The following is a 26,936-nucleotide window of genomic DNA, read 5'->3' as shown; positions in this document are numbered from 1 at the left end:
GACATGGCAATCGAGAACGACCTGGCTCCACCCGGCCGCCCCGCGCTGCGGGAGCGGATGAATTCCGTTCTGCGCCAAGATGTTCCCGCCTCCATCGTGGTGTTCCTCGTCGCGCTCCCGCTCTCGCTCGGCATCGCGGTCGCCTCCGGCGCGCCGGTGGAGGCCGGGCTCATCGCCGCGGTCATCGGCGGCATCGTGGCCGGGCTCCTCGGCGGGGCGGTGCTGCAGGTCAGCGGCCCCGCGGCCGGGCTGACCGTGGTGGTCGCCGAGTCGATCAACCAATTCGGCTGGCGCACCACCTGTTTCATCGTGGTCGCCGCCGGTGTGCTGCAGATCGTCTTCGGGCTGAGCCGGGTGGCGCGCGCCGCGCTCGCGGTGGCGCCGGTGGTCGTGCACGCCATGCTGGCAGGCATCGGCCTGACCATCGCGCTGCAGCAGGTGCACGTGCTGCTCGGCGGCGCCTCGCAGAGCAGCGCCTGGCGCAACATCACCCAGCTGCCGCAGCAGATCGTGCACCTGCACGCCTGGGACGCCGCCATCGGGCTGGTCGTGGTCGCGATCATGATCGGCTGGCGCCGGGCGCCGAAGCGGCTCGCGGCCGTGCCGGGACCGCTGGTGGCCGTCCTGGTCGCCACCGTGCTCTCCCTGGTACTGCCCACCGACGTCGAGCGGATCGTGCTCAACGGCTCGCTCTTCGACGCCGTCGCGCTGCCGCGGATCCCGGACGGCGGCTGGGCGGCGGTCGCGCTCATGGTGCTCACCATCGCGCTGATCGCCAGCGTGGAGAGCCTGCTCTCCGCGGTCGCCATCGACAAGATGCACGACGGCAAGCGCACCGACTTCGACCGCGAGCTGATCGGCCAGGGCGCGGCGAACGTGCTCTCCGGCCTGGCGGGCGGGCTGCCGGTGACCGGTGTCATCGTGCGCAGCGCGACCAACGTCGCCGCGGGCGCGCGCAGCCGGGCCTCGGCGATCCTGCACGGCGTCTGGCTGCTCGTCTTCTCGGTCGTGCTCGCCTCGCTGGTGCAGCAGATCCCGCTCGCCGCGCTGGCCGGGCTGCTCATCGTGATCGGCATCCAGCTGGTCAAGCTCGCGCACATCAAGCTCGCCAAGCGCACCGGCGACCTGCTGATCTACGCCTCCACCATCCTCGGCGTCGTCTTCCTGAACCTGTTGGAGGGGGTACTCATCGGGCTCGCGCTCGCCTTCGCGCTGCTGCTCTGGCGGGTGGTCCGGATCCACGTGCACGCCGAGCGGGTGCCCGGCTCCGAGCAGTGGGTGGTGCGGATCGACGGCTCCTGCACCTTCCTGGCGCTGCCGCGGCTCACCGGCGAGCTGGGCAAGGTGCCCGCCGGCGCCGACGTCACGGTGGAGATGACCGTCGACTTCCTCGACCACGCCGCCTTCGAGGCGCTGGAGGAGTGGGTGCGCCAGCAGGAGAACGGCGGCGGCTCGGTGCACTTCGTCGAGATCGGCAGCGCGCGGATGGCCGACGCCACCGCGGGGCCGCCCGCCCGCGGCATGGGCCGCGCCATCTGGGACGACCTCCTCGGGCCGTGGCGCAGCGAGGAGGTACAGGGCGACAGGGTGACCGCGGGGGTCGCGGCCTACCACCGCAGCCACGCGCACGTGGTGCGGCCGCACCTGGACGAGCTGCGCGACCGGCAGGACCCGGATTCCTTCTTCCTCACCTGCGCCGACTCCCGGATCGTGCCGAACGTCATCACCAACAGCGGCCCCGGTGACCTGTTCACCGTGCGCAACGTCGGCAATCTGGTCCCGGTCTCCGGCGACCCGTCGGTGCAGGCGGCGCTGCTCTTCGCGCTGGCCGAGCTGGACGTGCGCAGCGTCGTGGTCTGCGGCCACTCGTCCTGCGGGGCCATGAAGGCGCTGCACTCCGGCGCGGCGGCCGGGCCGGAGATCGACGCCTGGCTGGCGCACGCCGCGCCCAGCCTGGAGCGGTTCCGGCGCGGCCACCCGGTCGCGCTCGCCGCCCGCGCGGCAGGCTTCGGCGAGGTCGACCAGCTCAGCATGGTGAACGTGGCCGTGCAGCTGGAGACGCTGCGCGCGCACCCGGCCGTGCGCGAACACGGCGCCACGGTCACCGGGCTGTTCTTCGACATCGCCAGCGCGCGGGTGGTCGAGGTGACCGTGGACGGGATCGCGCAGATCGACGAGCGCGGGCAGCGGCGCGTGCTCGAACCGGTGTGACACCGCGGCCCGCCCGGGGCCGTCCGGGCGGGCCGGGGTCGTCCGGCCCGCCGAATGGGTTCGCCGCTGTGACCGGCCCGCCGAGTCGGCGGGCTGTGGCGGCCCGGCCCGCTGAGCGGGCGAGCCGCGGTGGTCGGCCCGCCGAATGGGCGCGTTCGCGCTGCCGCGCCCGGACGGCTCGTACGCTGGGCTGGTGACCATCGAGCCGGACCCCGTCGCGCCAGCGCCGCCCGCCGGAACCCCCGCGGAGCGCGCCGGAACCCCCGCGCCGCCCGACGAATCCCCCGAGGCGCGCGCCGGGCGCGAGCACAAGTACGCCTGGCGGCGCCGGATCGCGGAGCGCCGCGGGGTCGAGTTCGGCTACCGGATCCTGGTCGCGCTGGCCGGGGTCGCGGTGCTCGCGATCGGCATCGTCGCGATTCCCTACCCGGGGCCGGGCTGGGCCCTCGTCTTCGCCGGGCTCGGCATCCTGGCCAGCGAATTCGCCTGGGCCCAGCGTGTCCTGCGGTGGCTTCGCGGGCGGTACCGGCAATTCATGGCATGGTTCTCGGCGCGCGGCCCGCTGGTGCGCGCGCTCGCGGCGCTCGGTACCTTCCTTCTCGTCGTCGCGACGCTGTGGGTGCTGAATACGTTCTCGCTGGTCGGCGGCTGGATCGGAGTGGAATGGCCATGGTTGCGCAGTCCCCTGAAGTGACGGAGACGGTCGGCGGCGCCGCGCTGCGCGACCCCGCGTGGGTCACCGCGCGGATCGCGGAGATGGGCAGGAACTGGGGCACCGACTCCTGCCGCGCCGCGGGCACGCTGTGGTGGTGCATGGTCGCCTCGGCCCTGGTGCAGCCCGTGGTCGGGGCCTATGCCGCGCGGTCGGCGGTGCCAACGGTCGAGCTGGACCGGATCAGCTGCCCGGTGCGCGCCGACGGCGGCATCGAGACGATCTCGCTCGCCGACGATCCCGCGCCGGACCCCCGCGCGGCCGCCCACGCGCTGCGCGCCAGCCTGGCCTCGGTCATCGCCACCGTCGCCCAGGCATCGGGTGCGGGCATCCCCGCACTCTGGGCGGTGGTCGCCGACGCCATCGGCAACCGGGCCATCGATGCCGGCACCCCCGCGATCGCCCCCGCGCTGGCGCACGACGTCGGCGGCAAGCTGCCGAAACCCCGCTTCCAGGAGGTCGCGGGCCGCACCTTCGTCAAGCGGATCTCCTGCTGCCTGGTCTTCGAAGCCCCCGGCTGCGCCATGTGCACCAGCTGCCCCAAGCGCCCCGCCGCCGAGCGCGAGCAGCTGCTGACGGCACTGACCACCGGGAACTGACTCCCGGCGAACCCACGGCGGCGGTGTCCGTCGGCGCATCCGCCCGGCGGTGCCGATAGCATGGCAGCGCCGGAGCACACGGGTGCCCGGCATCGACGCGGGATCCGCCCCCCGAGGCGGGAAAGCCCGTGCCCGACGACGCCGAGGAGAGCTCAGCCGTGACCATCTCAGCCCCGATCAGTCCTGCCACCCACGTCCGGGTGCCTGCCGGGACGACGGCGGGTGCCGCGGTGCGTGAGGCGGGGCTGCCGACCAAGGGCCCGGACACCATCGTGGTGGTGCGCGACGCCGAGGGGCTCAAGGATCTCTCCTGGGCCCCCGAGGCCGACGTCGAGGTCGAGGCGATCGCCGCGAACACCGAGGCGGGCCGCAGCGTGATCCGGCACTCCGCCGCGCACGTGCTGGCCCAGGCGGTGCAGCAGGAGTTCCCCGAGGCCAAGCTCGGCATCGGCCCGCCGATCAAGGACGGCTTCTACTACGACTTCCGGGTCGACCGGCCGTTCACCCCGGAGGATCTGGCCAAGCTGGAATCCCGGATGAAGAAGATCGTGAAGGGCGCCCAGCGCTTCGCCCGCCGCGTGGTCGACGTCGAGGAGGCCAGGGTCGAGCTGGCGAACGAGCCGTTCAAGCTGGAGCTGATCTCCGACAAGTCCGGCATCGACGACCCCGAGGTGATGGAGGTCGGCGGCAAGGAACTCACCATCTACGACAACCTGGACCCGCGCTCCGGCGAGCGGCTCTGGGGCGACCTCTGCCGCGGCCCGCACATCCCGACCACCAAGTTCATCCCGGCCTTCAAGCTCACCCGCAGCTCCGCCGCGTACTGGCGCGGCGACCAGAGCCGCGAGGGGTTGCAGCGCGTCTACGGCACCGCGTGGGAATCGCCGGAGGCGCTGGAGCAGCACCTGCACCTGCTGGCCGAGGCCGAGCGGCGCGACCACCGCAAGCTCGGGCTCGAGCTCGACCTCTTCAGCTTCCCGGACGAGCTCGGCTCCGGGCTGCCGGTCTTCCACCCCAGGGGCGGCATCATCCGCAAGGAGCTGGAGGAGTACTCGCGGGCCCGGCACATCGCGGCCGGGTACGAGTTCGTGAACACCCCGCACGTCACCAAGGGGCACCTGTTCGAGGTCTCCGGCCACCTGGACTGGTACCGCGACGGCATGTTCCCGCCCATGCAGCTGGACGCGGAGTACAACGAGGACGGCACCGTCCGCAAGCCCGGCCAGGACTACTACGTCAAGCCGATGAACTGCCCGATGCACAACCTGATCTTCCGCTCCCGCGGCCGCTCGTACCGCGAGCTCCCGCTGCGGCTCTTCGAGTTCGGGTCGGTGTACCGGTACGAGAAGTCCGGCGTGATCCACGGCCTCACCCGGGTCCGCGGCATGACCCAGGACGACGCGCACATCTACTGCACCAAGGAGCAGATGCACGCCGAGCTGACCAGCACGCTGCAGTTCGTGCTCGGGCTGCTCGCCGACTACGGCCTGGACGACTTCTACCTGGAGCTCTCCACCAAGGACCCGGTGAAGTTCGTCGGCTCGGACGAGATCTGGGAGGAGGCCACCGAGACGCTCGCCAAGGTCGCCGCGGCCTCCGGGCTCGACCTGGTGCCCGACCCGGGCGGCGCCGCCTTCTACGGCCCGAAGATCTCGGTGCAGGCGAAGGACGCGCTGGGCCGCACCTGGCAGATGTCGACCATCCAGCTCGACTTCAACCTGCCCGAGCGGTTCCAGCTGGAGTACACCGCGGCCGACGGCAGCAAGCAGCGGCCGGTGATGATCCACCGCGCGCTCTTCGGCTCGATCGAGCGGTTCTTCGGCGTGCTCACCGAGCACTACGCCGGCGCCTTCCCGGCCTGGCTGGCGCCGGTGCAGGTGGTCGGCATCCCGGTGGCGGACGCCTTCGCCGAGCACCTGGACGGGGTGGTCGAGCGGCTGCGCGACGCCGGGATCAGGGCCCAGGTGGACCGCACCGACGACCGGATGCAGAAGAAGATCTTCAACCACACCGCGCAGAAGGTGCCGTTCATGCTGCTGGCGGGCGAGCGCGACGTCACCGCGGGCGCGGTGAGCTTCCGCTTCCGCGACGGCAGCCAGGTGAACGGGGTCCCGGTGGACGACGCCGTCGCCACCATCCTCGCCTGGATCGCCGCGCGCGAGAACGCGTCGCCGAGTGCGGACGGGTTCGAGGTCCGGAAGGCAGGGGCATGAGCGGGTCAGGCCCGGAGGCGGGAGCGGAGCGTAGCCACGGAGGACCCTCGCTCAGGCCGGATGGGCAGGGCATGAGGGAGGAGTTCGTGGTCCGGGGGGCGGGGGAGCCGGATCGGCTCCAGCGGCTGTGGACCCCGTACCGCATGTCCTACATCGCCGAGGCCGCCACGGCGGAGCCGAAGGTGGGCTCCACGGGCCACCCCTTCACCGACATCCCGCTGATGACCGACGAGGACGGCTTGGTCATCGCGCGCGGCGAACTCGTCTACGCGGTGCTCAACCTGTACCCGTACAACCCCGGCCACCTCATGGTGGTGCCGTACCGCAGGGTCGCCAAGCTGGAGGACCTCACCGACGCGGAGGCCGCCGAGCTCATGGCCTTCACCCAGGAGGCGATCCGCACGATGAAGCGGGTCTCCTCCCCGCACGGCTTCAACGTCGGGCTGAACCTGGGCGGAGTCGCGGGCGGTTCGCTCGCCGACCACCTGCACCAGCACGTCGTCCCGCGCTGGGGCGGCGACGCCAACTTCATCACCGTCATCGGCGGCGCCAAGGTCATGCCGCAGCTGCTGCGCGACACCAGGGCGCTGCTCGCCGACGCCTGGAAGAACCCCGAGCCCGCCGCGAAGGATGTCGAGTGAGGTGCTGAGCTTCTTCGGCCGCGCGACCTTCGCCAAGGCCACCGCACCGCTCGGCCGCGCCCTGGTGACCACCGGGCTCACCCCGGACGCGGTGACGCTGATCGGCACCGCGGCCACCATCGCGGCGGCGGTCACGCTCTTCCCGGCCGGGCACCTGTTCTGGGGCACCATCGTGATCTGGCTGTTCGTCATGTTCGACATGCTGGACGGCGCCATGGCCAGGGCGCGCGGCGGCGGCACCAGGTACGGGGCGGTGCTCGACGCCACCTGCGACCGGGTCGCCGACGGCGCCATCTTCGGCGGGCTGGCCTGGTGGGCGGTGTTCCACGAGAACAGCAGGCTGCTGTTCGCCGCGACGCTCGTGGTGCTGGTGACCTCGCAGGTCATCTCCTACGCCAAGGCGCGCGCCGAGGCGAGCGGGCTCTCCGCCGACGGCGGGCTGATCGAGCGGCCGGACCGGCTGATCATCGTGCTGGTCGGCGCCGGGCTCACCGGGATGGCCGGGTACTGGGGCATCGAGTGGCTCACGTGGGCGGTGCACGTCGCCATGTGGATCCTCGCCGTGCTCAGCATCGTCACGGTGTTCCAGCGGGTGCTCGCGGTGCGCAACTCACCCGGCGCCCGCGACCTGCTCCCGCCCGCCGCACCCGCGCCGGAAGCCGGATGAGCGCGCGCCGCGCCGCGTGCGCCGTGCGCACGGATCGGCACCGCGCCGGGGTCGTCGCATGAGTTTCGGGGAGCGGGCAGCCGCGCTCGGCTACGCCGCGGGCTGGCGTGTCGTCCGGGCCCTGCCGGAGGGCGTGGCGCGCAGCGCCTTTCGCATCGGCGCCGACCGCGGCGCCCGCAACGGCGGCCCGGACCAGCTGCGCCGCAACCTCGCCCGCGTCCTCGGCGTCGCCCCCGACGCGGTCCCGGACACGCTGATCCGTGACTCCCTCCGCTCCTACGCCCGCTACTGGCGCGAGGCATTCCGGCTCCCGACCATGGACCACGCCGCACTCGGCCGCTCCCCGCTGCTCCCGGTCGCCGGCCGCGAGAACATCGACGCCGCGCTGGCCCGCGGCAAGGGCCTGCTGCTGGTCCTCCCGCACTCCGGCAACTGGGACATGGCCGGAGTCTGGCTGGTGCAGAACTACGGCGGCCTCTCCACCGTCATGGAGCGGCTGAAACCGGAATCCCTCTTCGAGCGGTTCGTGGCGTACCGGGAGAGCCTCGGCTTCGAGATCTTCCCGCTCACCGGCGGCGAAGAGCCCCCGTTCCGCACCCTCGCCGCCCGCCTGCGGGCCAACGGCATCGTCTGCCTGCTCGGCGAGCGCGACCTCACCGGCCGCGGCGTCCCGGTCACCTTCTTCGGCGAGCGCACCTGGATGCCGGGCGGCCCCGCCGCGCTCGCCGTCGAGACCGGCGCCGCGCTGCTCCCGGTGCACCTCTGGTTCCGCGAGACCGAGGACGGCACCGAGGCATGGGGGCTGCGCGTCGGCGCCGCCATCGACACCCGGGCAGGCGTCGCCGCCGCCACCCAGGCCCTCGCCGACTCCTTCGCCACCGGCATCGCCGAGCACCCCGCCGACTGGCACATGCTGCAGCCACTCTGGGAGGGCGACCTCTCCGACCGCAGGCGCGCGCTGATCGAGGCCGCGCGGGCGGACGAGCGACACGTCGAGGCGGGCGAATGAGGATCGGGATGGTCTGCCCGTACTCGTTCGACGTCCCCGGCGGCGTGCAGGCGCACGTCGTCGAGCTGGCCAGGGTGCTGATCGAGCGCGGCCACCGGGTGAGCGTGCTCGCCCCCGCCGCCGACGAGACCGAGCTGCCGGACTTCGTGGTCTCGGCCGGCCGCGCCGTCGCCATCCCGTACAACGGCTCGGTCGCCCGGCTCGCCTTCGGCCCGATGGCCTACGCCCGGATCCGGCGCTGGATCGAGACCGGCGACTTCGACGTGCTGCACATCCACGAGCCGAACGCGCCGAGCCTCTCCATGCTCGCGCTGAAGATCGCCGAGGGGCCGATCGTCGCCACCTTCCACACCTCCACCACGAAATCGCTGGTCCTCAGTACTTTCCAGGGCGTGCTGCGGCCCTACCACGAGAAGATCACCGGCCGCATCGCCGTCTCCGAGCTGGCTCGGCGCTGGCAGGTGGAGGCGCTCGGCTCGGACGCGGTGGAGATCCCGAACGGGGTCGACGTGCAGGCCTTCGCCCGCGCGCCGATGCTGCCCGGCTACCCGCGCCCCGGCGGCACCGTGCTCTTCCTCGGCCGCTACGACGAGCCGCGCAAGGGCATGGCCGTGCTGCTCGCCGCGCTCCCCGCCCTGGTGGCCCGGCACCCCGACGTGCGGATCCTGGTGGTCGGGCGCGGTGACGAGGAGCGGCTGCGCCGCGAGGCCGGGCCGCACGCCGACCGGCTGCACTGCCTCGGCCAGGTCTCGGACGCCGAGAAGGCCGCCGCCATGCGCAGCGCCGACGTCTACGTGGCGCCGAACCTGGGCGGCGAGAGCTTCGGCATCATCCTGATCGAGGCCATGGCGGCGGGCACCGCGGTGGTCGCCAGCGAGCTGGACGCCTTCCGCCGGGTGCTGCGCGACGGCGCGGCAGGCGTGCTCGTCCCGATCGGCGACGCCGCCGCGCTCGGCGCCGCGCTCGGCGGCCTGCTCGCCGACGCCGGTCGCCGCGACGAGCTCGTGCGGACCGCGACCAGGGTGGTCGGCGAGTACGACTGGCCGGTGGTGGCCGAGCAGATCCTGCGGGTGTACGAGACCGTCACCGTCGGCGACGAGGGTGTGCGGGCCGCCGGATGATCACCTTCTCCGCCACCACGGTCCTGGTCCTCGCCATCATCGGGGCCGCCCTGGCCGCGCTGGCGCTCTGGGCCTACGCCACCGCCAATCGGCTGGACCGGCTGCACGTGCGCAACGACCAGTCCTGGGCCGCACTGGAATCCGCGCTGGCGCGGCGGGCGGTGGTCGCGCGGGCGGTGGCGCTCGCCATCGCCGGCCCGGTCTCCGACCCGGCCCGCACCGAGCAGGCGCGCAGGCTCACCGCGCTGGCGGGCCGCGCCGAGCGCGCCGAGCGCGCCGAGCGGGAGGTGGCGGAGAACCGGCTCGGCGCCGCGCTCGCCGCCATCGACATCGAGCACCTGCGCCCGCAGCTCATCTCCGAGCTGGCCGACGCCGAGGCCAGGGTGCTGATCGCCCGCCGCTTCCACAACGACGCCGTGCGCGACACCCTCGCGCTGCGCACCAGGCGGCCCGTGCGCTGGCTGCACCTCGGCGGCACCGCGCCGCCGCCCACCTACTTCGAGATCCCCGAGCGCACCACGCCGGCCGCGTCGACGGGGCTCGCCGTCGACACCAGCCGCACCTCCGCCCGGGTGGTGCTGCTCGACCACTCCGGCCGGGTGCTGCTCATGCGCGGCTCCGACCCGAAGACCCCGGAGACCGCGTTCTGGTTCACCATCGGCGGCAGCGTCGAGCCGGGGGAGACGCTGCGCCAGGCCGCCGTGCGCGAGCTGCACGAGGAGACCGGGCAGGTCGCCGACCCCGCCGCGCTGCGCGGCCCGATCTGGCGCCGGGTCGCGGTCTTCCCGTTCGACGGCGAACTCATCCGCGCCGAGGAGCTCTTCTTCGTGCTCCGGGTGCCCGCATTCGAGCCGAACCCGGCCTCGCCCACCTTCGTCGAGCGCCGCTCGATCTCCGGCAACAAGTGGTGTGCCCCCGACGACATCGTGGCACTGGACCGCTCCGGCGAGGTCGTCTACCCGTACCAGTTGGACGAGTTGCTCGCCGAGGCATCGGCCGTCGCCGACGGCGGGGACGAGCCAGAGGTGCGCTCGATCCGCTGAAACATTCCTGTGATCTGCTGCACAATCGAGGGGCAGTGGGGTGCTCGGCTCCCGGGGTCGGGTACCCCTGAACGGACGCGCGTCATTCGGGGGCGCGCAGAGGTGGAGGTAGCACATGTCGTATCTGCTGTTCGATTTCCTGACGCCGCTGATCGGCCCGGCCGCCGCGACGTACTGGGCCGAACTGCTGGTCGTCGCTCCGCTGTAACGGTCGTCACGATCGCGGCGGGGTTGCTGTAAGTGTCGGTCCGGTACCAGACCAGTGGTGCCGGACTGGCTATCAAGTGGCCTGCCTGGCACGCCTAGAATCGGGAGCGTCCCCCCGATCGATTGGCGCACATGACCCAGGAGTTTGCCGTGACCACCCCCGAACCCACCCCGACCACCGGTACCGCCCGCGTCAAGCGCGGCATGGCCGAGATGCTCAAGGGCGGGGTGATCATGGATGTCGTCACCCCCGACCAGGCGAAGATCGCCGAGGACGCGGGCGCCGTCGCGGTGATGGCGCTGGAGCGGGTCCCCGCCGACATCCGCGCGCAGGGCGGCGTCTCCCGGATGAGCGACCCCGACATGGTCGAGGGCATCATCGCCGCCGTCTCCATCCCGGTGATGGCCAAGGCCAGGATCGGCCACTTCGTGGAGGCGCAGATCCTGCAGAGCCTCGGCGTCGACTACATCGACGAGTCCGAGGTGCTCACCCCCGCCGACTACGCCAACCACATCGACAAGTGGAAGTTCACCATCCCCTTCGTCTGCGGCGCCACCAACCTCGGCGAGGCGCTGCGCCGGATCACCGAGGGCGCGGCCATGATCCGCTCCAAGGGCGAGGCCGGAACCGGTGACGTCTCCAACGCCACCACCCACATGCGCAAGATCCGCCAGGAGCTCCGCCGCCTCTCCTCCCTGCCCGAAGACGAGCTCTTCGTCGCCGCCAAGGAGCTTCAGGCGCCCTACGAGCTGGTCCGCGAGGTCGCCGAGACCGGCAAGCTCCCGGTCGTGCTCTTCACCGCGGGCGGCATCGCCACCCCCGCCGACGCCGCCATGATGATGCAGCTCGGCGCCGAAGGCGTGTTCGTGGGCTCCGGAATCTTCAAGTCCGGCAACCCCGCTCAGCGCGCCGAGGCGATCGTCAAGGCGACCACCTTCTACGACGATCCGGACGTGCTGGCCAAGGTGTCGCGCGGGTTGGGCGAGGCGATGGTCGGCATCAACGTCGAGGAGATCCCCGAGCCCCACCGCCTCGCCGAGCGCGGTTGGTGATCTTCTCCGCACAACGATCTGCCGCCCGGTACCGAAAGGTGCCGGGCGGCAGTCGTTTCAGCATCACGGCTCCCACAGGGTTGCGCAGGGGATCATGGCCAGCTCGTCGGTGATCTGATCGTCGATGGTGATCTCGGCGTCCGGCGCCCAGTCGCGGAGGCTGCTCTCGAGCAGCTCGGCCGCGGTGGCGCTGACGCGGTAGTCGAAGGTCGCCCCGGCCGCGTACTCGATCCGTATGTGCCTGTCCACGGCTACTCCCATTCATCTCCGGCGGCCGGTTCGGATAGGCAGGCCAGCGCCGCGATTCCCGGCAGGCACTCGCGGGCGGGGCTGTGTTGATGAAGGTGGAGTATCAGCGCGGCAGCCTGTGGTGTCAGATGATCGGGATCGAATCCGCAATCCAGCCATCGCTCGTCTACCGCCCCTCTCCTTGGCCTATCGTGGTCGTGAAACAACGAAGCATCGTTGCGAGCAGGGGGACCGTTCGCCGATGCGGCGTGCCGTAGGGGAACTGGTGGAGACGATTTCACCGAGAGGCTCCGAGCGCGTGGGGGAAGACGTGATCGTTCAACGGTCTCGCGCGCGCCGATGCCGTGACAGGTACCGAGGTGGTACCCGTCGGGTACGCATCGCGGGTTGTCGTCGCTGAACAGGTCGGATGTCCGGGTCGAGCCGGCGAAGGGGGTAGCTGATGGGTGCGATCGGAAAGTGGACCGGACGAGAAGTCAGCGTCCTGCGACAGGCGCTGGGCATGCGGCAAGAGGCATTCGCCGCGCACACGGGGGTGTCGGTGGAATCGGTGCGCAAGTGGGAGAAGCGCAAGGAAACCATCGCCCTGAGCGCCCCCTACGCGGCAAGAATGGACCGCAAACTCCAGGAGGCCGGAGGTACCGTCACCGAACGCTTCTGGAAGCTACTTTCGCTCGATTCGTCTCCCGTAGGGGCGAGTTCCCCCGGGGGCGGAGGGGAGGACCCAGTGCAACGGAAGACATTTCTGCAGGTGATGACCGGCTCTGCGGCGGGGCTGGCCTTCAAAGCGCACTTCGATGTACGGGAAAAAGCCGATTTGCCCCCCGAAATGGTGGACTATTTCCGCATTCAGCTCGCGGGGCATTACACCGCTGATGCTGTCTTGGGGCCGATTCACCTCATCCCCACGGTGCAGGCGCAGACCGAGCTCGTCATTGCGATGGCGCGCGAAGGAGACGTGAGCACCCGCTGCGACCTGCTCGAAATCGGGGCCTCCTACGCGGCTCTGCTCGGATGGCTCTACCAGGACGCGGGCAACCTCAGCAGTTCGCTGCAGTGGCGGCACACCACCTTGGCACTCGCGCACCGCAGCGGACGGCCCCGGATCATTTCCTACGCCTTGTCGAACATGGCGATGCTGGCGCTGGACAGCGACGACGGCGCCATGGTGGTGGAGTACGCGCAGGCCGCGCAAGCAGTCAGCTCCAGCCTGTCTCCGAAGTGCCGGATCCTGGCGCTGCAGCACGAAGCACACGGTCACGCCATGCGCGGTGAGCGAGCCGAAGCGGACCGATTGCTGGACAAGCTCGACGCTCTCATCCCGCAAGTCGATGACCCAGCCCCCTGGGGCAATGCCTGCCGGCGAACCCCGCACTACGTCCACGTGCAGCGAGCAACCTGCTACGGACGCACCGGCGCCGAGCGAGACGCCGTTGCTGCGGTCGGTCTCTGGGATGAGGTCATGGATTCCATGCCGGATCGCGCCCGCCGAGACAACGCCGTATTCCGAGCGCGGCAGTCCGCTGCGCTGGCGAGAGTGCCCGACCCCGATCGAGCCGTCCGAGCCGCCGCCCAGGCTGCCGATGCCTACACCTCGACGGGTTCTGCCCGGCTTCGCCGCGAGCTCGAGATCGTCGGCAGCCAAGCCGCTGGCTGGTCGGATTCCTCGGCAGGCCGCGAACTGCGCACCATCATAGAATCTGTCACATGAGCACCCCGCCCGTTCCGCTCGATGATGATCAGGTCGCCGAGGCGCTCACGACCGTGCCCGGCTGGAAACGCGAGGGCGATGAGATCACCCGGACCTTCACGCACACTTATCACGAGTGCGTTCACCTCGCGGTATACGTCGCAGCGAAGGCGCGTGAGGTGAGCCACCACCCCGACATCACCATCACCTGGCAGAGAATCGAATTCCGGAGCACCACCCACGATGCCGGACATGTTCTGACCGAACGGGACTTCGACCTCGCCCGGCATATCGACCGAATCGCCGCCGCCGCCGGTGCGGAACCAGCCGACGATTCCTAGCCGGCGTGCTCCGCTATCCGGGCGATACCGGATGAATCCCTGTGAGGTGCGGATCGACATGAACCGACGTGAACTGCTGGCCTTCCTCGGCGCCGCCGGGACCCTGCCCGCCGCCGCCGTGCTGGCCGGGCTCGATGACGCAGCACGAAGTCGCCTCGGATACGCCCTGGGCGGCAGGGTCGATCGAGCCGCCATCGAACAGCTCGAAGCCGTCACCGAGGTCACCGCGCAGCAGTACGAGTCTTTCGGTCCCCGCGCGGTGGCAGCGATTCGGCGCGGCCAAGCCGAGCTGGTCGAAACCCTGCTCCCGGACTGTCCGGCCGCGCTTCGATCCCGGCTGTATGCCGTGCGGGCGTCGCTGGCACGGGTGATCGGCTGGCAGGCGTACGACGCCGGTGACATGCGGGCGGCGATGGCCCACTACGAAGTCGCCCGGTCAGCGGCGGACGATGCCGCCGATCCGGCGTTGACCGCGCTCGTGCTGTGCAACGCCTCCCTGGCGGCCACCCGCGACGGCCGTCCCGGACTCGGCGTCGATCACGCCGCGGCCGCCCGCTGGTGGGCCACTCGGGCGCAGGATCGGCTGCTCACCGCCTATGCCCTGGATATGGCCGCCGAGGCGCACGCCGAACGCGGTGAGGCGCGGGAATGCCGCAGCGCGCTCGCCGAAGCCGACGACCTCATCGACAACGCCGAGCCCACCCTGCCGACGTACGTCTTCGACGCGGCGATCCACCACGGCTTTCGCTCGGAATGCCTGGTCGGACTGGGTGACCGCAGACCTGCCGTCAGCGCAGCTCGGCGGTGCGTCGAGCTGATCGATCCGGCTTATGCCCTCTCCCGAGGATTTGCGGATATCGGACTCGCCGCAGCACTCGCGCATGCGGGAGAGATCGAGGAATCCGCGCGGATCACCCGCGCAACGAGCACTGTTGCGACGGCCTACGGCTCGCTGCGCCTCGCGTCGGAGGCCAGGAGAACGCGACGCACTCTCGAGGCTGTTGCGCCGGGCGCACCCGTGGTCCGGGAACTCGAGGAGTATCTCGCCGGCACGCTGTGAGTCCATCAGCGCGTGGTCGGGGGCCATTCGCTTGTCTCGGCTGCCGCCGTGATCAAGGACGCCGCACCGGCGTGTCTTCGTCTATCCAGTGGAGGTCGGTGTTGCCGAGCCCGGCGGCGACAGCCGTTGCGGTCTCCTTCCAGGAGGTCAGCTCGGCGATTGCCGGATGCGGCCGGCCGGTCGGGAACGATGCGCGCGCGGCGTCGATGAGGTTCCGCACGCAGGACTCCCGGTCCGTCGGCGACAGTGCGAGCAGCCACGGGAATGTGTTGGACATGTGCTCGATGAGCGAACCGGGGTCATCGAGGGCGACGGTGATGAGCTGCGCAGCGAACGCAGGCAGGCGAGCACAGTCCTCTGCCTCGCCGTCGCGCCGAGTGGCCGAGGATGGGTCCGCTGCGATGTGCATGGCCCCACGCTATGCCCGGCGCACGTCGGATCAGGCCGAGATGCGGAGTGCGGGCCTGCTCGGGTGGTCCCAGCGGACCGCGAAGTCGGGCTCCTCCGGGTACTCCTCGGCGTGTGCGAGCAGCGCGGGCACGGTCCAGCGCTGATCGTCGGGCGTGCGGCGGCGGAGGGCGGGCTCGCTCAGCTCGAGCCGGACCGTGGCATCGAAGGTGAAACCGCGGCCGAGCAGCATGGGACCGGCCACGACCAGGACCGTGCCGTCGGAGGCGGAGCGGAGGGCGGCGCGGGCGGAGCGGTCGGCGGCTTCGTCCCAGAGCGCGGGGAGCCAGCGGCCACGTTCGCGGAGGGCGCGGAGGACCTCGCGGTCGAGGGCGGCGTAGTCGAACCAGCTGTACCGGTAGGAGTCGGTGTCGTCGCGGCCGTACTCGAGTCGCAGCGAGGCGGGGCGCACGTAGCCGTGCAGGGGCACCGGTGCGGCGTCCCGACCGGCGTCGCGGAGCCGGGAGACCAGGGCGGCGGCAAGGGATTCCGGATCGGCCGCGTCGGCACCGTCCACCGCGACGACGGTGCGCTCGGCGCGGCTGAGCACCCGCTCGGCGATCCGGGCGACGAGCTCGCCGGGGCTCAGCGGTTGATAGGTCGGCACGGCTCCATCTCAGCAAACGGCTGCGCGGCAGGTCCGCCGGGTGCCGCCGACCCCACCGACCGGCCGGGATACTCTCAGCTCATGGCGACAATCGAAGAGGCACTGGAGATCGAGCGGATCGAGCGGGACATCTTCCGCGGCGCCTCGGTCAAGACGCAGTTGCCGCGTACCTTCGGCGGTCAGGTGGCCGGGCAGGCGCTGGTGTCGGCGGTGCGCACGGTGGAGCCGCGCTATCAGGTGCACTCGCTGCACGGGTATTTCCTGCGGCCGGGCACGCCGGATCAGCCGACGGTCTACCAGGTCGAGCGGATCAGGGACGGCCGCTCGTTCTGCACCCGCCGGGTCACCGCGATCCAGGAGGGGCAGGCCATCTTCACCATGTCGGCCTCGTTCCACACCGGCGACCAGGGCCCGGCGCATCAGGACGTGATGTCCGACGTGCCGACCCCGGACGAGCTGCCCGACGTCTCGACCACGCTCAGCGAGGAGAGCCTGTGGCTCATGCGCGAGTGGGAGCACTGGGACATCCGGATCGTGCCGCGGGACCGGGTCACGGCCCGGCCCGGGGTGGTCTCGCCGCAGCAGGTGTGGTTCCGCTACCGGCATCCGCTCTCGGACGACCCGCTGCTGCACGTCTGCACCCTCGCCTACATGAGCGACATGACGCTGCTCGGCTCCTCCAAGGTGACGCACCCGGACGAGCCCACCCAGGGCGCCTCGCTGGACCACGCCATGTGGTTCCTGCGCCCGTTCCGCGCCGACGACTGGCTGCTCTACGACCAGTCCTCGCCCTCGGCGGGGTTCGGCCGCGCGCTCACCGGTGGCAAGATCTTCGACCGGGAGGGCAGGCTGGTCGCCGCCGTGGTGCAGGAGGGGCTGATCCGCACCCTCAGGGACAAGCAGTGACCGAGCGGCCCCTCGTCGGCGTGCTCGCCCTGCAGGGCGACGTCCGCGAGCACATCGTCGCGCTGGAGAAGTGCGGCGCCACCCCGACCCTGGTCCGCCGGGCCTCCGAACTCGCCGCGGTGGACGGCCTGATCCTGCCCGGCGGCGAGTCCACCACCATCTCCAAGCTGCTGCGGACCTTCGAGCTGCTCGAGCCGCTGCGCACCCGGCTGCGCGCCGGAATGCCCGCCTTCGGCTCCTGCGCCGGAATGATCCTGCTCGCCTCCGAGGTGCTCGACACCAGGGCCGACGCCGAGCACCTGCACGGCATCGATATGACGGTGCGCCGTAATGCTTTCGGCCGCCAGGTCGACTCGTTCGAGGCCGATCTCGACTTCGCCGGGCTCGACGACGGGCCGATGCGTGCCGTCTTCATCCGGGCGCCCTGGGTGGAGCGGGCAGGCGAGGGCGTCGAGGTGCTCGCCACCGTGCCGCACGGCCCGGCCGCGGGACGGATCGTCGCGGTCAGGCAGGGGGCCGTCGTGGCGACCTCCTTCCACCCCGAGGTGACCGGTGACCTGCGGGTGCACGAACTCTTCGTGGACCTGGTGCGCCGGGCCGGAGCGAGCGCGGCGACCCCGGCCGAACCGGGCGAGTAACGTACACACGTCGAACGTGCCACCGACTCGAAGGAAGTAGGGAATGAGCGGCCACTCCAAATGGGCCACCACCAAGCACAAGAAGGCCGCGATCGATGCCAAGCGAGGCAAGCTCTTCGCGAAGCTGATCAAGAACATCGAGGTGGCGGCGCGGCAGGGTGGCGGTGACCCCGAAGGCAATCCGACGTTGTTCGACGCCATCCAGAAGGCGAAGAAGGCGTCGGTTCCGAACGACAACATCGAGCGGGCGCGCAAGCGCGGCGGCGGCGAGGAAGCAGGCGGCGCCGACTGGCAGACCATCATGTACGAGGGGTACGGGCCGAACGGGGTCGCGGTGCTCATCGAGTGCCTCACCGACAACCGCAACCGCGCCGCGGGCGAGGTTCGCGTCGCCATGACCCGCAACGGCGGGAACATGGCCGACCCGGGGTCGGTGGCGTACCTCTTCCACCGCAAGGGCGTCGTGATCCTGGAGAAGAACGACCTCTCCGAGGACGACGTGCTCACCGCCGTGCTGGACGCGGGCGCCGAGGAGGTCAACGACCTCGGTGAGGCGTTCGAGGTGATCAGCGAGCCCGGCGATCTGATCGCCGTGCGCACCGCGCTGCAGGCGGGCGGCATCGACTACGACTCCGCCGAGTCCGGCTTCCAGCCCTCGGTCTCGGTCGCGGTCGACGCCGACGGTGCGCGCAAGGTGATCAAGCTGGTGGACGCGCTGGAGGACAGCGACGACGTGCAGAACGTCTACACCAACGCCGACATCTCCGACGAGGTGCTCGCCTCGCTCGACGACTGAGCCTCACCCCAGGCGCTGGAAGTACTCCTGCTGCGCGGGGAAGTAGTCGCCGAAGTCGGGGCGGTCCGCACCGGAGCGGGCCGCCCCGAGCAGGTCCAGGTAGTACTCCCAGCCGGGGCCGACCATGCCCGGGTCGGCGCCCTCGTCCAGGTGGTGGATCAGCGCCAGCTCGGTGCCGTCGGCGGTGGCGGTGAGTACGACCTCGAGGTGCCAGGAGCCCGCCTCGTCGACCGCGCGCAGCTCCAGGCGCCGGGGCGGCTCACAGGTCTCGATGTGCATGTCCATCCACGGCTCGCCCTCCTCGAACACCATCCGCACGCGGATCGCGCCGCCCGGCTCGCCCTCCCACGGGCCGAACCACCGCGCGGTGCGCTCGGACTCGGTGAGGTCGCGCCAGATCTCTTCGGCCGGCGCGGCGTATCGCCGGGTGAGTACCAGATCACGGCCGGTGGCGGTGCGGTGCAGGGTGCCGCTGGGTTCGGGAGCCACGGTGTTCCTCCGTTCGGAGCGGGTCGGTTTCGCTCGCATTGTGCCCCTCGGGTCCGACAGATTTCGCGCGGCCACGCGCGGGGCGCGGCCCCGCACGAGCAACCCTTGCTACCGTGTCGCCCGGCGGCGGAACCGGCCGTGTGAGCTAAACTCTCGAACAATTGTTCGCCCAGAGGGAGGAAGCGTCGGTGCGGGTGATGGGCGTCGATCCCGGGCTCACCCGGTGCGGGCTCAGCATGGTGCAGAGCGGCCGCGGCCGCACCGTCACCGCGCTGGATGTGGACGTGGTGCGCACCCCGCCCGAGCTCGACCTGGCCAACCGGCTGCTGCTGGTCGCCGACGCCGCCGAGCGGTGGATGGACACCCACCTCCCGGAGGCGGTCGCGGTCGAGCGGGTCTTCGCCCAGCACAACGTGCGCACCGCCATGGCCACCGCGCAGGCGGGCGGGGTGATCGCGCTGGCCGCCGCGCGCCGCGGCATCCCGGTCGCCTTCCACACCCCGAGCGAGGTCAAGGCCGCGGTCACCGGCAACGGCGCCGCGGACAAGGCCCAGGTCACCGCCATGGTCACCCGGATACTCGGGCTCCAGGTCGCACCGAAACCGGCCGACGCCGCGGACGCGCTGGCGCTGGCGATCTGCCACTGCTGGCGGGCACCCCTGCTGGACCGGATGGCGAAGGCCGAGCAGGCCGCCGCCGAGGCGCAGCGCAAATACAAGGCGAGACTGGCCGAGCAACGGAAGGCGGTGCGGCCGTGATCGCGTCGGTGCGCGGCGAGGTACTGGAGATCGCGCTCGACCACGTGGTCATCGAGGCCGCGGGCGTCGGCTACCGGCTCAGCGCCACCCCGGCCACGCTCGCCGGGCTCACCCGCGGCGAGCAGGCCAGGCTCTACACCGCCATGATCGTCCGCGAGGACTCCATGACGCTGTTCGGCTTCGCCGACACCGAAGCGCGCGAGCTCTTCGGCCTGCTGCAGACGGTGAACGGGGTCGGCCCGCGGCTGGCCATGGCGGTGCTCGCGGTGCTGGAGCCGGAGGCGCTGCGCAAGGCGCTCGCCGAGGGCAATTTGACCACGCTCACCCGGGTGCCCGGCATCGGCAAGCGTGGCGCCGAGCGGATGATCGTCGAGCTCAGGGACAAGGTCGACGCCGTCCCGGTGCAGTCCGGCGGCCTCGCGGCCGTCGCGGCCGGCCCGGTGCGCGACCAGGTGATCGAGGCGCTCACCGGCCTCGGCTTCCCGGCCAGGCAGGCCGAGCCGGCGGTCGACACCGTGCTCGCCGAGCAGCCGGGCGCCGGTACCTCGGCGGTGCTGCGCGCCGCGCTCTCGCTGCTCGGCAGGAACCGGTAGCCGATGGACGACACCGATTTCGCCGACGACGACTCCCCGGTCGCCGCGGTCGAGCAGCCCTCGGACGGCGAGCTGGAGGCCGGGCTGCGGCCGCGCTCGCTGGACGAGTTCATCGGCCAGCCCCGGGTCAGGGAGCAGCTGGCGCTGGTGCTGCGCGGCGCCAAGCAGCGCGGCGGAACCCCGGACCACGTGCTGCTCTCCGGCCCGCCCGGGCTCGGCAAGACCAGCATGGCCATGATCATCGCCGGCGAGCTCGGCACCGCGCTGCGGGTCACCTCCGGCCCCGCGCTGGAGCGGGCGGGCGATCTCGCCGCCATGCTGAGCAACCTGGTCGACGGTGACGTGCTCTTCATCGACGAGATCCACCGCATCGCCCGCCCGGCCGAGGAGATGCTGTACCTCGCGATGGAGGACTTCCGGGTGGACGTCGTGGTCGGCAAGGGCCCCGGCGCCACCTCCATCCCGCTCGACATCGCGCCCTTCACCCTGGTCGGCGCCACCACCCGCTCCGGCTCGCTGACCGGGCCGCTGCGCGACCGCTTCGGCTTCACCGGCCACATGGACTTCTACGACCCCGACGAGCTGCTGCGCATCCTGGTGCGCTCGGCGCGGATCCTCGGCGTCGTCATCGACCCGGACGCCGCCGCCGAGATCGCCGGCCGCTCCAGGGGCACGCCGCGGATCGCCAACCGGCTGCTGCGCCGGGTGCGCGACTACGCCGAGGTGCGCGCCGACGGCCACGTCACGCTGGCGATCGCCCGGGCCGCGCTCGAGGTGTACGACGTGGACGGCCTCGGCCTGGACCGGCTGGACCGCGCGGTGCTCGGCGCGCTGGTGCGCGGCTTCAACGGCGGCCCGGTCGGCGTCTCCACGCTGGCCGTCGCGGTGGGGGAGGAGGCGGCCACCGTCGAGGAGGTGTGCGAGCCGTTCCTGGTCCGCGCCGGGCTGGTCGCCCGCACCCCGCGCGGCCGGGTCGCGACCACCGCGGCCTGGGAGCACCTCGGCCTGGTGCCGCCCGCGGGCGCGTTCAACGGCTCGCTCGAGGTGCGCGCGCACGAAACCCAGCAGACGCTGGACCTCTTCGACTGAGCGGCGCTCGGCGCGCGCGGTTAGAGTCGGTCGAATGACGGTCGTCCAGTCCGTGCTCGGTCGCATCCCGGAGCCGCACCGCAGCACCGTGATCCGCCACCGCGAGCTGCTGAAATTCGCTGTCGTCGGCGCGATCACATGGTTCATCGACACCGGCGTTGTCTACGCCCTCAAGCTCACCGTGCTCGGCGACAAGCCGCTCACCGCGCGGCTGCTCGGGGTGCTGATCGCGACGATCGCCTCCTACATCCTGAACCGCGAGTGGTCCTTCCGGACCAGGGGCGGCAGGCAGCGGCACCACGAGGCCGCGCTCTTCTTCGCGGTCAGCGCGCTCGGCATCGGCGTCACCCTGATCCCGCAGGCGATCTCGCTCTACGTGCTCGACCTGCGGGTTCCCTTCGTCGGGCCGGTCACCCAGGCGGTGGCGAACTTCGTCAGCGGGCAGCTCCTCGGGGTGCTGCTGGCCATGGCCTTCCGGTTCTGGGCGTTCCGCCGCTTCGTCTTCCCGGACGAACTGCAGGAGCCGGGGCTGCGCGCGGGGGAGCGCTAGCTGCGCTGCTCCAGCGCGGTGACCACCAGGTCGAGGAAGGCGTCGACCTCCTCGCGGCTGTAGCCGCGGGCGCCGAGCCGGGCGCCGGTGAACCGCACCTCGCGCACGTCGGCGGCGGTCAGGGTGCCCGGCCCGGTGTGCGCGAGGGTGGTGGCGACCAGGTCGAGGAAGGCGTCCACCTCCTCCTCGTCGTAGCCGCGGCGGTCGAGCACGGCGCCGGTGAACCGCACCCGGTGCACGTCGTCCGGGGTGAGGATGGCGGTGCCGCCGTTGCCGTGCGCGCGCTGCTCCGGCGCCGGGGGCCCGCCGTTCTGCCTGGACTCCAGCTCCAGCCGGATCCGGTCCAGGTACTCGTCGACCTGGTCGGTCTGGTAGCCGCGGCCGCCGAAGCGCGGGACCGGGAAGGTCACCCGGCGCACGTCGTCGGCGGTGAGCGCGCCCGCGCCCGCCAGGGTGGCGGCCACCGACTTCAGGAACTCGTCGACGCGGTCGGCGTGGTAGCCGCGCTGGCCGAGCGGAGGCCGGTCGAAGTGCGCGCGGCCGACCTCGTCCGGGGTCATCCGCGGCGGAGCGGGGGCACGTCCTGCCAACACCTGCGACTTCCTGACCGACCGGTTCATTCCGAACAACGTGTGAAACCCCCGCGAGAGTGGTGGACCCCGGAACACGATACCGAGGCGGCCGCTCCCGCACGCTGGTTCAGCCGGGGTCGCCCGCGCCTTCCCGGCGGACGCCGTCCACCAGCAGCCGCCGGATCGCCTCGGCGAGCGCGCGCACGTCGCCCTCCGGGTCGCGCAGCCCGTGCAGCACGGCCGCGAGCAGCATCCCGGTGACCGCCCTCGCGGTGTTCGCGGTGTCCAGGTCGGCGCGCAGGTAACCCCGGTCGACGCCGTGCTCGAGGTAGCCGGCGGTGAGCGCGTCGGCGGTGTCGAGCAGGCCGTACAGCCGGGCGGTGAGCTCGTCGTCGATCCCGGTGGCGTGGAAGAGCAGCAGCTGCGCCACCCGGCGGTCCTGCACCAGGATCACGGTCAGCGCGGCGCCGATCCGCTCGATCTGGGCCCGGTAGTCGTCCAGCGTCGCGGCCGCGTCCGGGGAGTTCTCGGTGGCCAGCGCCGTGACGATGCGCGCGGCGAGATCGTCGATGACGTGGTCGATGATCTCCCGCTTGTTGCTGAAGTAGCGGTAGAAGGTGCCGTGCCCGATGCCGAGCTCGGTGGCGATGTCGGCGATCCCGGTCGCGTGGTAGCCCTTCTCGGCGAAGCAGACGAACGCGGTGTCGATGATGTCGCGGCGCAGCTCCGCCTTGCGGCGGTCGGCCCGCGTCGATGGCTTCGTCACCCCGCCGATGATACGGTCGGCGCAGAGCGGAATGACATGTCATTCCGTGACGGACGGGTCACGAAGGAAGGTGTGGCGATGGCGCGGTACGACGCGATCGTGGTCGGTGCGGGGTTCGGCGGGATGGGCGCCGCCATCCAGCTCGATCGGCTCGGGCTGAGCGACTACGTGATCCTGGAGCGCGAAACCGACCTCGGCGGCACCTGGCACGTGAACCGGTACCCGGGGCTCGCGGTCGACATCGCCTCGGTCACCTACTCGTACTCCTTCGAGCCGAATCCGTACTGGTCCCGGCTCTTCGCGCCGGGGGAGGAGCTGCGCCGCTACGCGCAGCACGTGGCCCAGCGGTACGGGCTGCGCCGCCGGATGCGCTTCGGCACCGCCGTCGAGCAGGCCCGCTGGGACGCCGATCAGCAGCACTGGGTGGTCACCACCGGCACCGGCGAGCTGACCGCGCGCTTCCTGATCACCGCCACCGGTTTCCTCTCCCAGCCCTACACCCCGCCCTTCCCCGGCATCGACGGCTTCACCGGGCGGATCGTGCACACCACCGCCTGGCCGGACGGCCTCGACCTGACCGGGCAGCGGGTCGGCGTCATCGGCACCGGCGCCACCGCGGTGCAGCTGGTCCCGGAGCTCGCCGACGTCGCCGCCGAGCTCACCGTCTTCCAGCGCACCCCGATCTGGGTCGTGCCCAAGGTCGACACCCCGATCCCGGCCGCGGTGCAGCGGCTCTTCGCCGCGCTGCCGGTGGCGCAGCGGGCCGCGCGGCTGGCCAACACCGCCGTGCTGGAGGCGATCATGGTGGCGGGCGTACTGGAGTTCACCAGGGCCAAGGTGCTGAACCGGGGCGCCGGGCTGCTGGCGAAGGCGCACCTGCGCACCTCGGTACGTAACCCGGAGACCAGGCGCGCGCTCACGCCCGGCTACGACTTCGGCTGCAAGCGCCCGACCTTCTCCAACCGCTACTTCCGGGTCTTCAACTCCCCGCACGTGCGGCTGGAGACCGGAAGCATCGCCGAGGTGACCCCCGGCGGCATCGCGCTCGCCGACGGCTCCGAGGTCGCGCTGGACACCCTGGTGCTCGCCACCGGCTTCGACCTGTGGCAGGCCAACTTCCCGGCCATCACGGTGCTCGGCCGGGACGGCGTCGACCTCGGCGCCTGGTGGCGGGCGAGCCGCTTCCAGACCTACGAGGGCATCACCGTGCCGCGCTTCCCCAACTTCCTCAGCCTGAACAGCCCGTACTCCTACAGCGGGCTCTCGTACTTCACCACCGTCGAGGCGCAGATGAAGCACATGGGCAGGCTGCTCGGCGAGCTGGCCAGGCGCGGCGCGGCCACCTTCGAGGTCACCGAGCGCGCGAACGCCGAATTCCTGGACCGGGTGACCGAGCGGCTCGGCACCTCGGTCTTCTACGGCGGCGACTGCGGGTCGGCCCGCAGCTACTACTTCGACCCGCACGGCGAGGCCGCGCTGCTGCGCCCGACCAGCACGCTGAACGCGCACTGGGAGGCCGTGCGTTTCCCGCTGGACGACTACGTCTACGGTGGCGCGCCCGCCTGAGTGCGGGGCCGGTTCCGCCAACTGGCAGACTGTGTGGGTACCTGTCCACCCCACCCACGAACCAGGAACTGACGTCGACGATGGAACTGCTGTTTCCGCTGCTGCTGGTCGCTCTGCTCGTGCCGATGTTTCTCGGCGTCCGCCGCCAGAAGCGTGAGGCCGAGAAGGTCTCGGCGATGCAGAACGACCTGAAGATCGGGGATCGGGTGACCACCACCTCGGGGCTGTACGGCACCGTGGTCGAGGTCGACGAGACGACCGTCGATCTCGAGATCGCCGAGGAGGTCGTGACGACCTGGCTGCGCCAGGCCGTCCGCGAGGTCCGCACCGAGGACGAGGTGGTCGCCGAGGAAGTGGTGGTCACCGAGGAGCCGGGCATCACCGCCCCGGCCGTCGCCGACGAGACCGAGGCCGCAGCGCCGGCGAGCGCCGAGGAGACGCCCGCCCAGACCGAGACCCGGTTGACCAAGGACTGACCGCGCTCGCCGCGATTACCGCAGTCCGCGCCGGTACCCGGCGCGGATGTCTCGGCACGCCCGGTAGGCGCGCCGGTTCCACTCGACTTCCGCTCTAGGAGATGACCCACTGTGCCTCCGTCACAGGGATCGGCGCATCCATGGCGACTGCTCGGCCTCTTCGTTGCCCTGCTCGCTCTGATCTACGCGCTGGTTTTCTTCACCGGGGACAAGTCCCCCACCCCGAAACTCGGCATCGACCTGCAGGGAGGCACGCGGGTCACGTTGACGGCGCGCACGCCGGACGGCAGCAGGCCGAGCCAGGACAGCCTGAAGCAGGCGCAGTCCATCATCGAGAACCGGGTGAACGGCCTCGGCGTCTCCGGCTCGGAGGTGGTGATCGACGGCGACACGATCGTGATCACCGTCCCGGGTGAGGACGGCCAGCAGGCCCGTACCCTGGCCACCACGGCCAAGCTCTACGTGCGCCCGGTGCTGACCGCGGTCCCGGCCGCGGGCCGCAACACCGCGCAGACCCCGGCCGCGCCCGCGCCCGCTCCCGAAGGTGCCGCCCCCGCGCCCGCTCCGGACGGGGCGGCTCCCGCACCCGCCCCCGAGATCGCGCCTGCCCCGCAGCCGCGGCTCTTCCCGGCCCAGGTGCCGCCGGAGCCCGCGCCGCCGAGCGAGCAGGCCCCGCCGGGCGAACCGGCACCCGCGCCACCCGCCGATCAGACCCCGACCCCTGAGCCCGATCCGGGCAACCTGACCGCGGCCGAGCAGGCTCGCGCCGAGATCGCCGAGGCCAAGGCCACCAGGCAGAGCACCGACCAGGCCGTGCAGCAGCTGGCGCTCGCCACGCTCGACTGCACGAAGCCCGACCCGCTGCGCGGCAACGACGACCCGAACCTGCCGCTGGTCGCCTGCGCGAGCGACGGCACCGAGGTCTACCTGCTGGACAAGAGCCGGATCGACGGCCAGGACATCGCCGACGCCAGCTCCGGGCTGAACCAGCAGCAGGCGCGGCACGAGGTCTACCTGGAGTTCAAGTCCGGCGGCAGCGACGAGTGGGCCGCGCTCACCGGCGAGTACGTGCAGAAGCGGGTCGCCTTCGTGCTCGACTCGCAGGTGGTCTCGGCGCCGGTGGTGCAGCAGGGCCCGCAGCAGGGCGGCCGCACCCAGATCTCCGGCAACTTCACCGCGGCCTCCGCCAAGGAGCTGGCCAACACGCTGAAGTACGGCTCGCTCCCGCTCTCCTTCGAGACCTCGGAGGCGCAGACCGTCTCCGCGACGCTCGGCCTCGCCTCGCTGCGCGCGGGGCTGCTCGCCGGTGCGATCGGGCTCGCGGTCGTGCTGCTCTACTGCTTCGCCTACTACCGGATGCTCGGGCTGCTCACCGCGCTCTCGCTGATCGCCTCCGGCTTCGCGGTCTACGGCATCATGGTGCTGCTCGGCCGCTGGATCGGGTTCACCCTCGACCTGGCGGGCGTCGCCGGTCTGATCATCGGCATCGGCATGACCGCCGACTCGTTCGTCGTCTTCTTCGAGCGGATCAAGGACGAGATCAGGGAGGGGCGCAGCTTCCGCTCGGCGGTGCCGCGCGGCTGGCAGCGGGCCAAGCGCACGATCCTCTCCGGCAACGCGGTCAGCTTCCTCGCCGCCGCGGTGCTCTACATCCTCGCCGCGGGCCAGGTGCGCGGCTTCGCCTTCACGCTCGGGCTGACCACCATCCTGGACGTGGTGGTGGTGTTCCTGGTGACGGCGCCGCTGGTGCTGCTCGCCTCGCGCACCGCGTTCTGGTCCAAGCCCGCGGTCAACGGCCTCGGCGCGATGCAGCAGGTCGCGCGGGAACGCTCCGCGGCCCGCCCCGCACTCGGGAAGGCGTGAGCAC

At 71.7% G+C, this 26,936-nt stretch carries 29 protein-coding genes; 23 read left to right on the top strand and 6 right to left on the bottom strand.

Annotated elements, in window-relative coordinates; all coding sequences use genetic code 11:
* Window positions 1-3: 3 nt before the first annotated feature.
* The 10 genes from LTT61_RS08450 (at window position 4) to pdxS (ending at window position 11,476) form a co-directional block, all read left to right on the top strand.
* Window positions 4-2,211, top strand: a complete 2,208-nt coding sequence (locus LTT61_RS08450) for a solute carrier family 23 protein (protein WP_233019367.1) — start codon at window positions 4-6, stop codon at window positions 2,209-2,211.
* A 331-nt stretch (window positions 2,212-2,542) separates the two neighbouring features.
* On the top strand, window positions 2,543-2,905 hold the full coding sequence (locus LTT61_RS08445; RefSeq protein ID WP_233020924.1) for a TIGR02611 family protein: 363 nt from the start codon (window positions 2,543-2,545) through the stop codon (window positions 2,903-2,905).
* Window positions 2,902-3,522: a (2Fe-2S)-binding protein gene (locus tag LTT61_RS08440; protein WP_233019366.1), complete on the top strand. Its 621-nt coding sequence runs from the start codon at window positions 2,902-2,904 to the stop codon at window positions 3,520-3,522. Before LTT61_RS08445 ends, LTT61_RS08440 begins: the two co-directional genes overlap by 4 nt.
* A 158-nt stretch (window positions 3,523-3,680) precedes the next feature.
* Window positions 3,681-5,735 carry a threonine--tRNA ligase gene (thrS, locus tag LTT61_RS08435; RefSeq protein ID WP_233019365.1) on the top strand — a complete coding sequence of 685 codons (2,055 nt, stop codon included), beginning with the start codon at window positions 3,681-3,683 and terminating at the stop codon, window positions 5,733-5,735.
* A gap of 71 nt (window positions 5,736-5,806) precedes the next feature.
* Window positions 5,807-6,376, top strand: a complete 570-nt coding sequence (locus LTT61_RS08430; protein WP_233019364.1) for an HIT family protein — start codon at window positions 5,807-5,809, stop codon at window positions 6,374-6,376.
* Window position 6,377: 1 nt separating this feature from the next.
* Entirely contained in the window at window positions 6,378-7,043 is a 666-nt protein-coding gene (gene pgsA / locus LTT61_RS08425) for a phosphatidylinositol phosphate synthase (RefSeq protein ID WP_269821866.1), read from the top strand.
* 58 nt (window positions 7,044-7,101) lie between these two features.
* On the top strand, window positions 7,102-8,052 hold the full coding sequence (locus LTT61_RS08420) for a phosphatidylinositol mannoside acyltransferase (protein ID WP_233019362.1): 951 nt from the start codon (window positions 7,102-7,104) through the stop codon (window positions 8,050-8,052).
* Complete coding sequence (locus LTT61_RS08415; protein WP_233019361.1) at window positions 8,049-9,173, top strand: glycosyltransferase family 4 protein; 1,125 nt, start codon at window positions 8,049-8,051, stop codon at window positions 9,171-9,173. The genes LTT61_RS08420 and LTT61_RS08415 overlap by 4 nt, the downstream gene beginning before the upstream one ends.
* Entirely contained in the window at window positions 9,173-10,216 is a 1,044-nt protein-coding gene (locus LTT61_RS08410; protein ID WP_233020923.1) for an NUDIX hydrolase, read from the top strand. Before LTT61_RS08415 ends, LTT61_RS08410 begins: the two co-directional genes overlap by 1 nt.
* 357 nt (window positions 10,217-10,573) lie before the next feature.
* Window positions 10,574-11,476 (top strand): pyridoxal 5'-phosphate synthase lyase subunit PdxS, encoded by a 903-nt coding sequence (pdxS, locus tag LTT61_RS08405; RefSeq protein WP_269821865.1) that lies wholly within the window; start codon window positions 10,574-10,576, stop codon window positions 11,474-11,476.
* A 63-nt stretch (window positions 11,477-11,539) separates the two neighbouring features.
* On the opposite strand, the gene LTT61_RS08400 is transcribed toward pdxS, so the two are convergent.
* Window positions 11,540-11,725, bottom strand: a complete 186-nt coding sequence (locus LTT61_RS08400; protein WP_233019359.1) for a hypothetical protein — start codon at window positions 11,723-11,725, stop codon at window positions 11,540-11,542.
* Between the two features lie 442 nt (window positions 11,726-12,167).
* Here LTT61_RS08400 and LTT61_RS08395 point away from each other — a divergent pair, with 442 nt between their 5' ends.
* The 3 genes from LTT61_RS08395 to LTT61_RS08385 are packed head-to-tail and all read left to right on the top strand — an operon-like array spanning window position 12,168 to window position 14,816.
* Window positions 12,168-13,436, top strand: a complete 1,269-nt coding sequence (locus tag LTT61_RS08395; RefSeq protein ID WP_233019358.1) for a helix-turn-helix domain-containing protein — start codon at window positions 12,168-12,170, stop codon at window positions 13,434-13,436.
* The gene (locus LTT61_RS08390; protein ID WP_233019357.1) at window positions 13,433-13,756 is read left to right on the top strand and encodes a 4a-hydroxytetrahydrobiopterin dehydratase; all 324 of its coding nucleotides are present in this window, start codon (window positions 13,433-13,435) and stop codon (window positions 13,754-13,756) included. The genes LTT61_RS08395 and LTT61_RS08390 overlap by 4 nt, the downstream gene beginning before the upstream one ends.
* A gap of 46 nt (window positions 13,757-13,802) precedes the next feature.
* On the top strand, window positions 13,803-14,816 hold the full coding sequence (locus LTT61_RS08385; protein WP_233019356.1) for a hypothetical protein: 1,014 nt from the start codon (window positions 13,803-13,805) through the stop codon (window positions 14,814-14,816).
* 52 nt (window positions 14,817-14,868) lie between these two features.
* Here LTT61_RS08385 and LTT61_RS08380 read toward each other — a convergent pair whose 3' ends face one another.
* Together LTT61_RS08380 and LTT61_RS08375 are read right to left on the bottom strand one after the other, a co-directional pair.
* Complete coding sequence (locus tag LTT61_RS08380; RefSeq protein ID WP_233019355.1) at window positions 14,869-15,225, bottom strand: prevent-host-death protein; 357 nt, start codon at window positions 15,223-15,225, stop codon at window positions 14,869-14,871.
* 30 nt (window positions 15,226-15,255) lie between these two features.
* Window positions 15,256-15,870, bottom strand: coding sequence for a hypothetical protein (locus LTT61_RS08375; RefSeq protein ID WP_233019354.1), 615 nt, complete (start codon window positions 15,868-15,870; stop codon window positions 15,256-15,258).
* A gap of 81 nt (window positions 15,871-15,951) precedes the next feature.
* Between LTT61_RS08375 and LTT61_RS08370 the strand changes: the two genes are divergently transcribed.
* From LTT61_RS08370 to LTT61_RS08360, 3 genes are read left to right on the top strand one after another with little or no spacing between them, the layout of a single operon-like run.
* The gene (locus tag LTT61_RS08370) at window positions 15,952-16,776 is read left to right on the top strand and encodes an acyl-CoA thioesterase (RefSeq protein ID WP_233019353.1); all 825 of its coding nucleotides are present in this window, start codon (window positions 15,952-15,954) and stop codon (window positions 16,774-16,776) included.
* A complete protein-coding gene (gene pdxT, locus LTT61_RS08365) occupies window positions 16,773-17,414 on the top strand; it encodes a pyridoxal 5'-phosphate synthase glutaminase subunit PdxT (RefSeq protein ID WP_233019352.1) in 642 nt (213 codons plus the stop codon). Before LTT61_RS08370 ends, pdxT begins: the two co-directional genes overlap by 4 nt.
* Window positions 17,415-17,457: 43 nt before the next feature.
* A complete protein-coding gene (locus LTT61_RS08360) occupies window positions 17,458-18,210 on the top strand; it encodes a YebC/PmpR family DNA-binding transcriptional regulator (RefSeq protein ID WP_233019351.1) in 753 nt (250 codons plus the stop codon).
* Window positions 18,211-18,213: 3 nt separating this feature from the next.
* Here the strand turns inward: LTT61_RS08360 and LTT61_RS08355 are convergent, their stop codons facing one another.
* Entirely contained in the window at window positions 18,214-18,699 is a 486-nt protein-coding gene (locus LTT61_RS08355; RefSeq protein ID WP_233019350.1) for an SRPBCC family protein, read from the bottom strand.
* 188 nt (window positions 18,700-18,887) lie between these two features.
* On the opposite strand from LTT61_RS08355, the gene ruvC reads away from it, so the two are divergent.
* Genes ruvC through LTT61_RS08335 form a run of 4 tightly spaced genes read left to right on the top strand, consistent with a single transcriptional unit; the run spans window position 18,888 to window position 21,689 of the window.
* Window positions 18,888-19,457 carry a crossover junction endodeoxyribonuclease RuvC gene (gene ruvC, locus LTT61_RS08350; RefSeq protein WP_233020922.1) on the top strand — a complete coding sequence of 190 codons (570 nt, stop codon included), beginning with the start codon at window positions 18,888-18,890 and terminating at the stop codon, window positions 19,455-19,457.
* Window positions 19,454-20,050 carry a Holliday junction branch migration protein RuvA gene (gene ruvA / locus LTT61_RS08345; protein WP_233019349.1) on the top strand — a complete coding sequence of 199 codons (597 nt, stop codon included), beginning with the start codon at window positions 19,454-19,456 and terminating at the stop codon, window positions 20,048-20,050. Before ruvC ends, ruvA begins: the two co-directional genes overlap by 4 nt.
* Window positions 20,051-20,053: 3 nt before the next feature.
* On the top strand, window positions 20,054-21,139 hold the full coding sequence (ruvB, locus tag LTT61_RS08340; RefSeq protein WP_233019348.1) for a Holliday junction branch migration DNA helicase RuvB: 1,086 nt from the start codon (window positions 20,054-20,056) through the stop codon (window positions 21,137-21,139).
* Window positions 21,140-21,173: 34 nt separating this feature from the next.
* Window positions 21,174-21,689, top strand: coding sequence for a GtrA family protein (locus LTT61_RS08335; RefSeq protein ID WP_233019347.1), 516 nt, complete (start codon window positions 21,174-21,176; stop codon window positions 21,687-21,689).
* On the opposite strand, the gene LTT61_RS32635 is transcribed toward LTT61_RS08335, so the two are convergent.
* Both LTT61_RS32635 and LTT61_RS08315 read right to left on the bottom strand, forming a co-directional pair.
* Complete coding sequence (locus LTT61_RS32635) at window positions 21,686-22,282, bottom strand: DivIVA domain-containing protein (protein WP_269821864.1); 597 nt, start codon at window positions 22,280-22,282, stop codon at window positions 21,686-21,688. The two genes, LTT61_RS08335 and LTT61_RS32635, sit on opposite strands and share 4 nt — an antisense overlap.
* Window positions 22,283-22,388: 106 nt before the next feature.
* Window positions 22,389-23,027 (bottom strand): TetR/AcrR family transcriptional regulator, encoded by a 639-nt coding sequence (locus LTT61_RS08315; protein ID WP_233019346.1) that lies wholly within the window; start codon window positions 23,025-23,027, stop codon window positions 22,389-22,391.
* A gap of 78 nt (window positions 23,028-23,105) precedes the next feature.
* Here LTT61_RS08315 and LTT61_RS08310 point away from each other — a divergent pair, with 78 nt between their 5' ends.
* The 3 genes from LTT61_RS08310 to secD all read left to right on the top strand — a co-directional run bounded on the left by LTT61_RS08310 (window position 23,106) and on the right by secD (window position 26,932).
* Entirely contained in the window at window positions 23,106-24,593 is a 1,488-nt protein-coding gene (locus tag LTT61_RS08310) for a flavin-containing monooxygenase (RefSeq protein ID WP_233019345.1), read from the top strand.
* 80 nt (window positions 24,594-24,673) lie between these two features.
* Entirely contained in the window at window positions 24,674-25,069 is a 396-nt protein-coding gene (gene yajC / locus LTT61_RS08305) for a preprotein translocase subunit YajC (RefSeq protein WP_233019344.1), read from the top strand.
* A gap of 111 nt (window positions 25,070-25,180) precedes the next feature.
* On the top strand, window positions 25,181-26,932 hold the full coding sequence (secD, locus tag LTT61_RS08300) for a protein translocase subunit SecD (protein ID WP_233019343.1): 1,752 nt from the start codon (window positions 25,181-25,183) through the stop codon (window positions 26,930-26,932).
* The last annotated feature ends 4 nt before the right edge of the window (window positions 26,933-26,936 follow it).

The organism is Nocardia asteroides (assembly GCF_021183625.1).
GTDB classification, from domain to species: Bacteria; Actinomycetota; Actinomycetes; order Mycobacteriales; family Mycobacteriaceae; genus Nocardia; species Nocardia asteroides_A.
The sequence above is the reverse complement of the archived record's forward strand: the minus strand, read 5'-3'. Positions and strand labels throughout refer to the sequence as shown.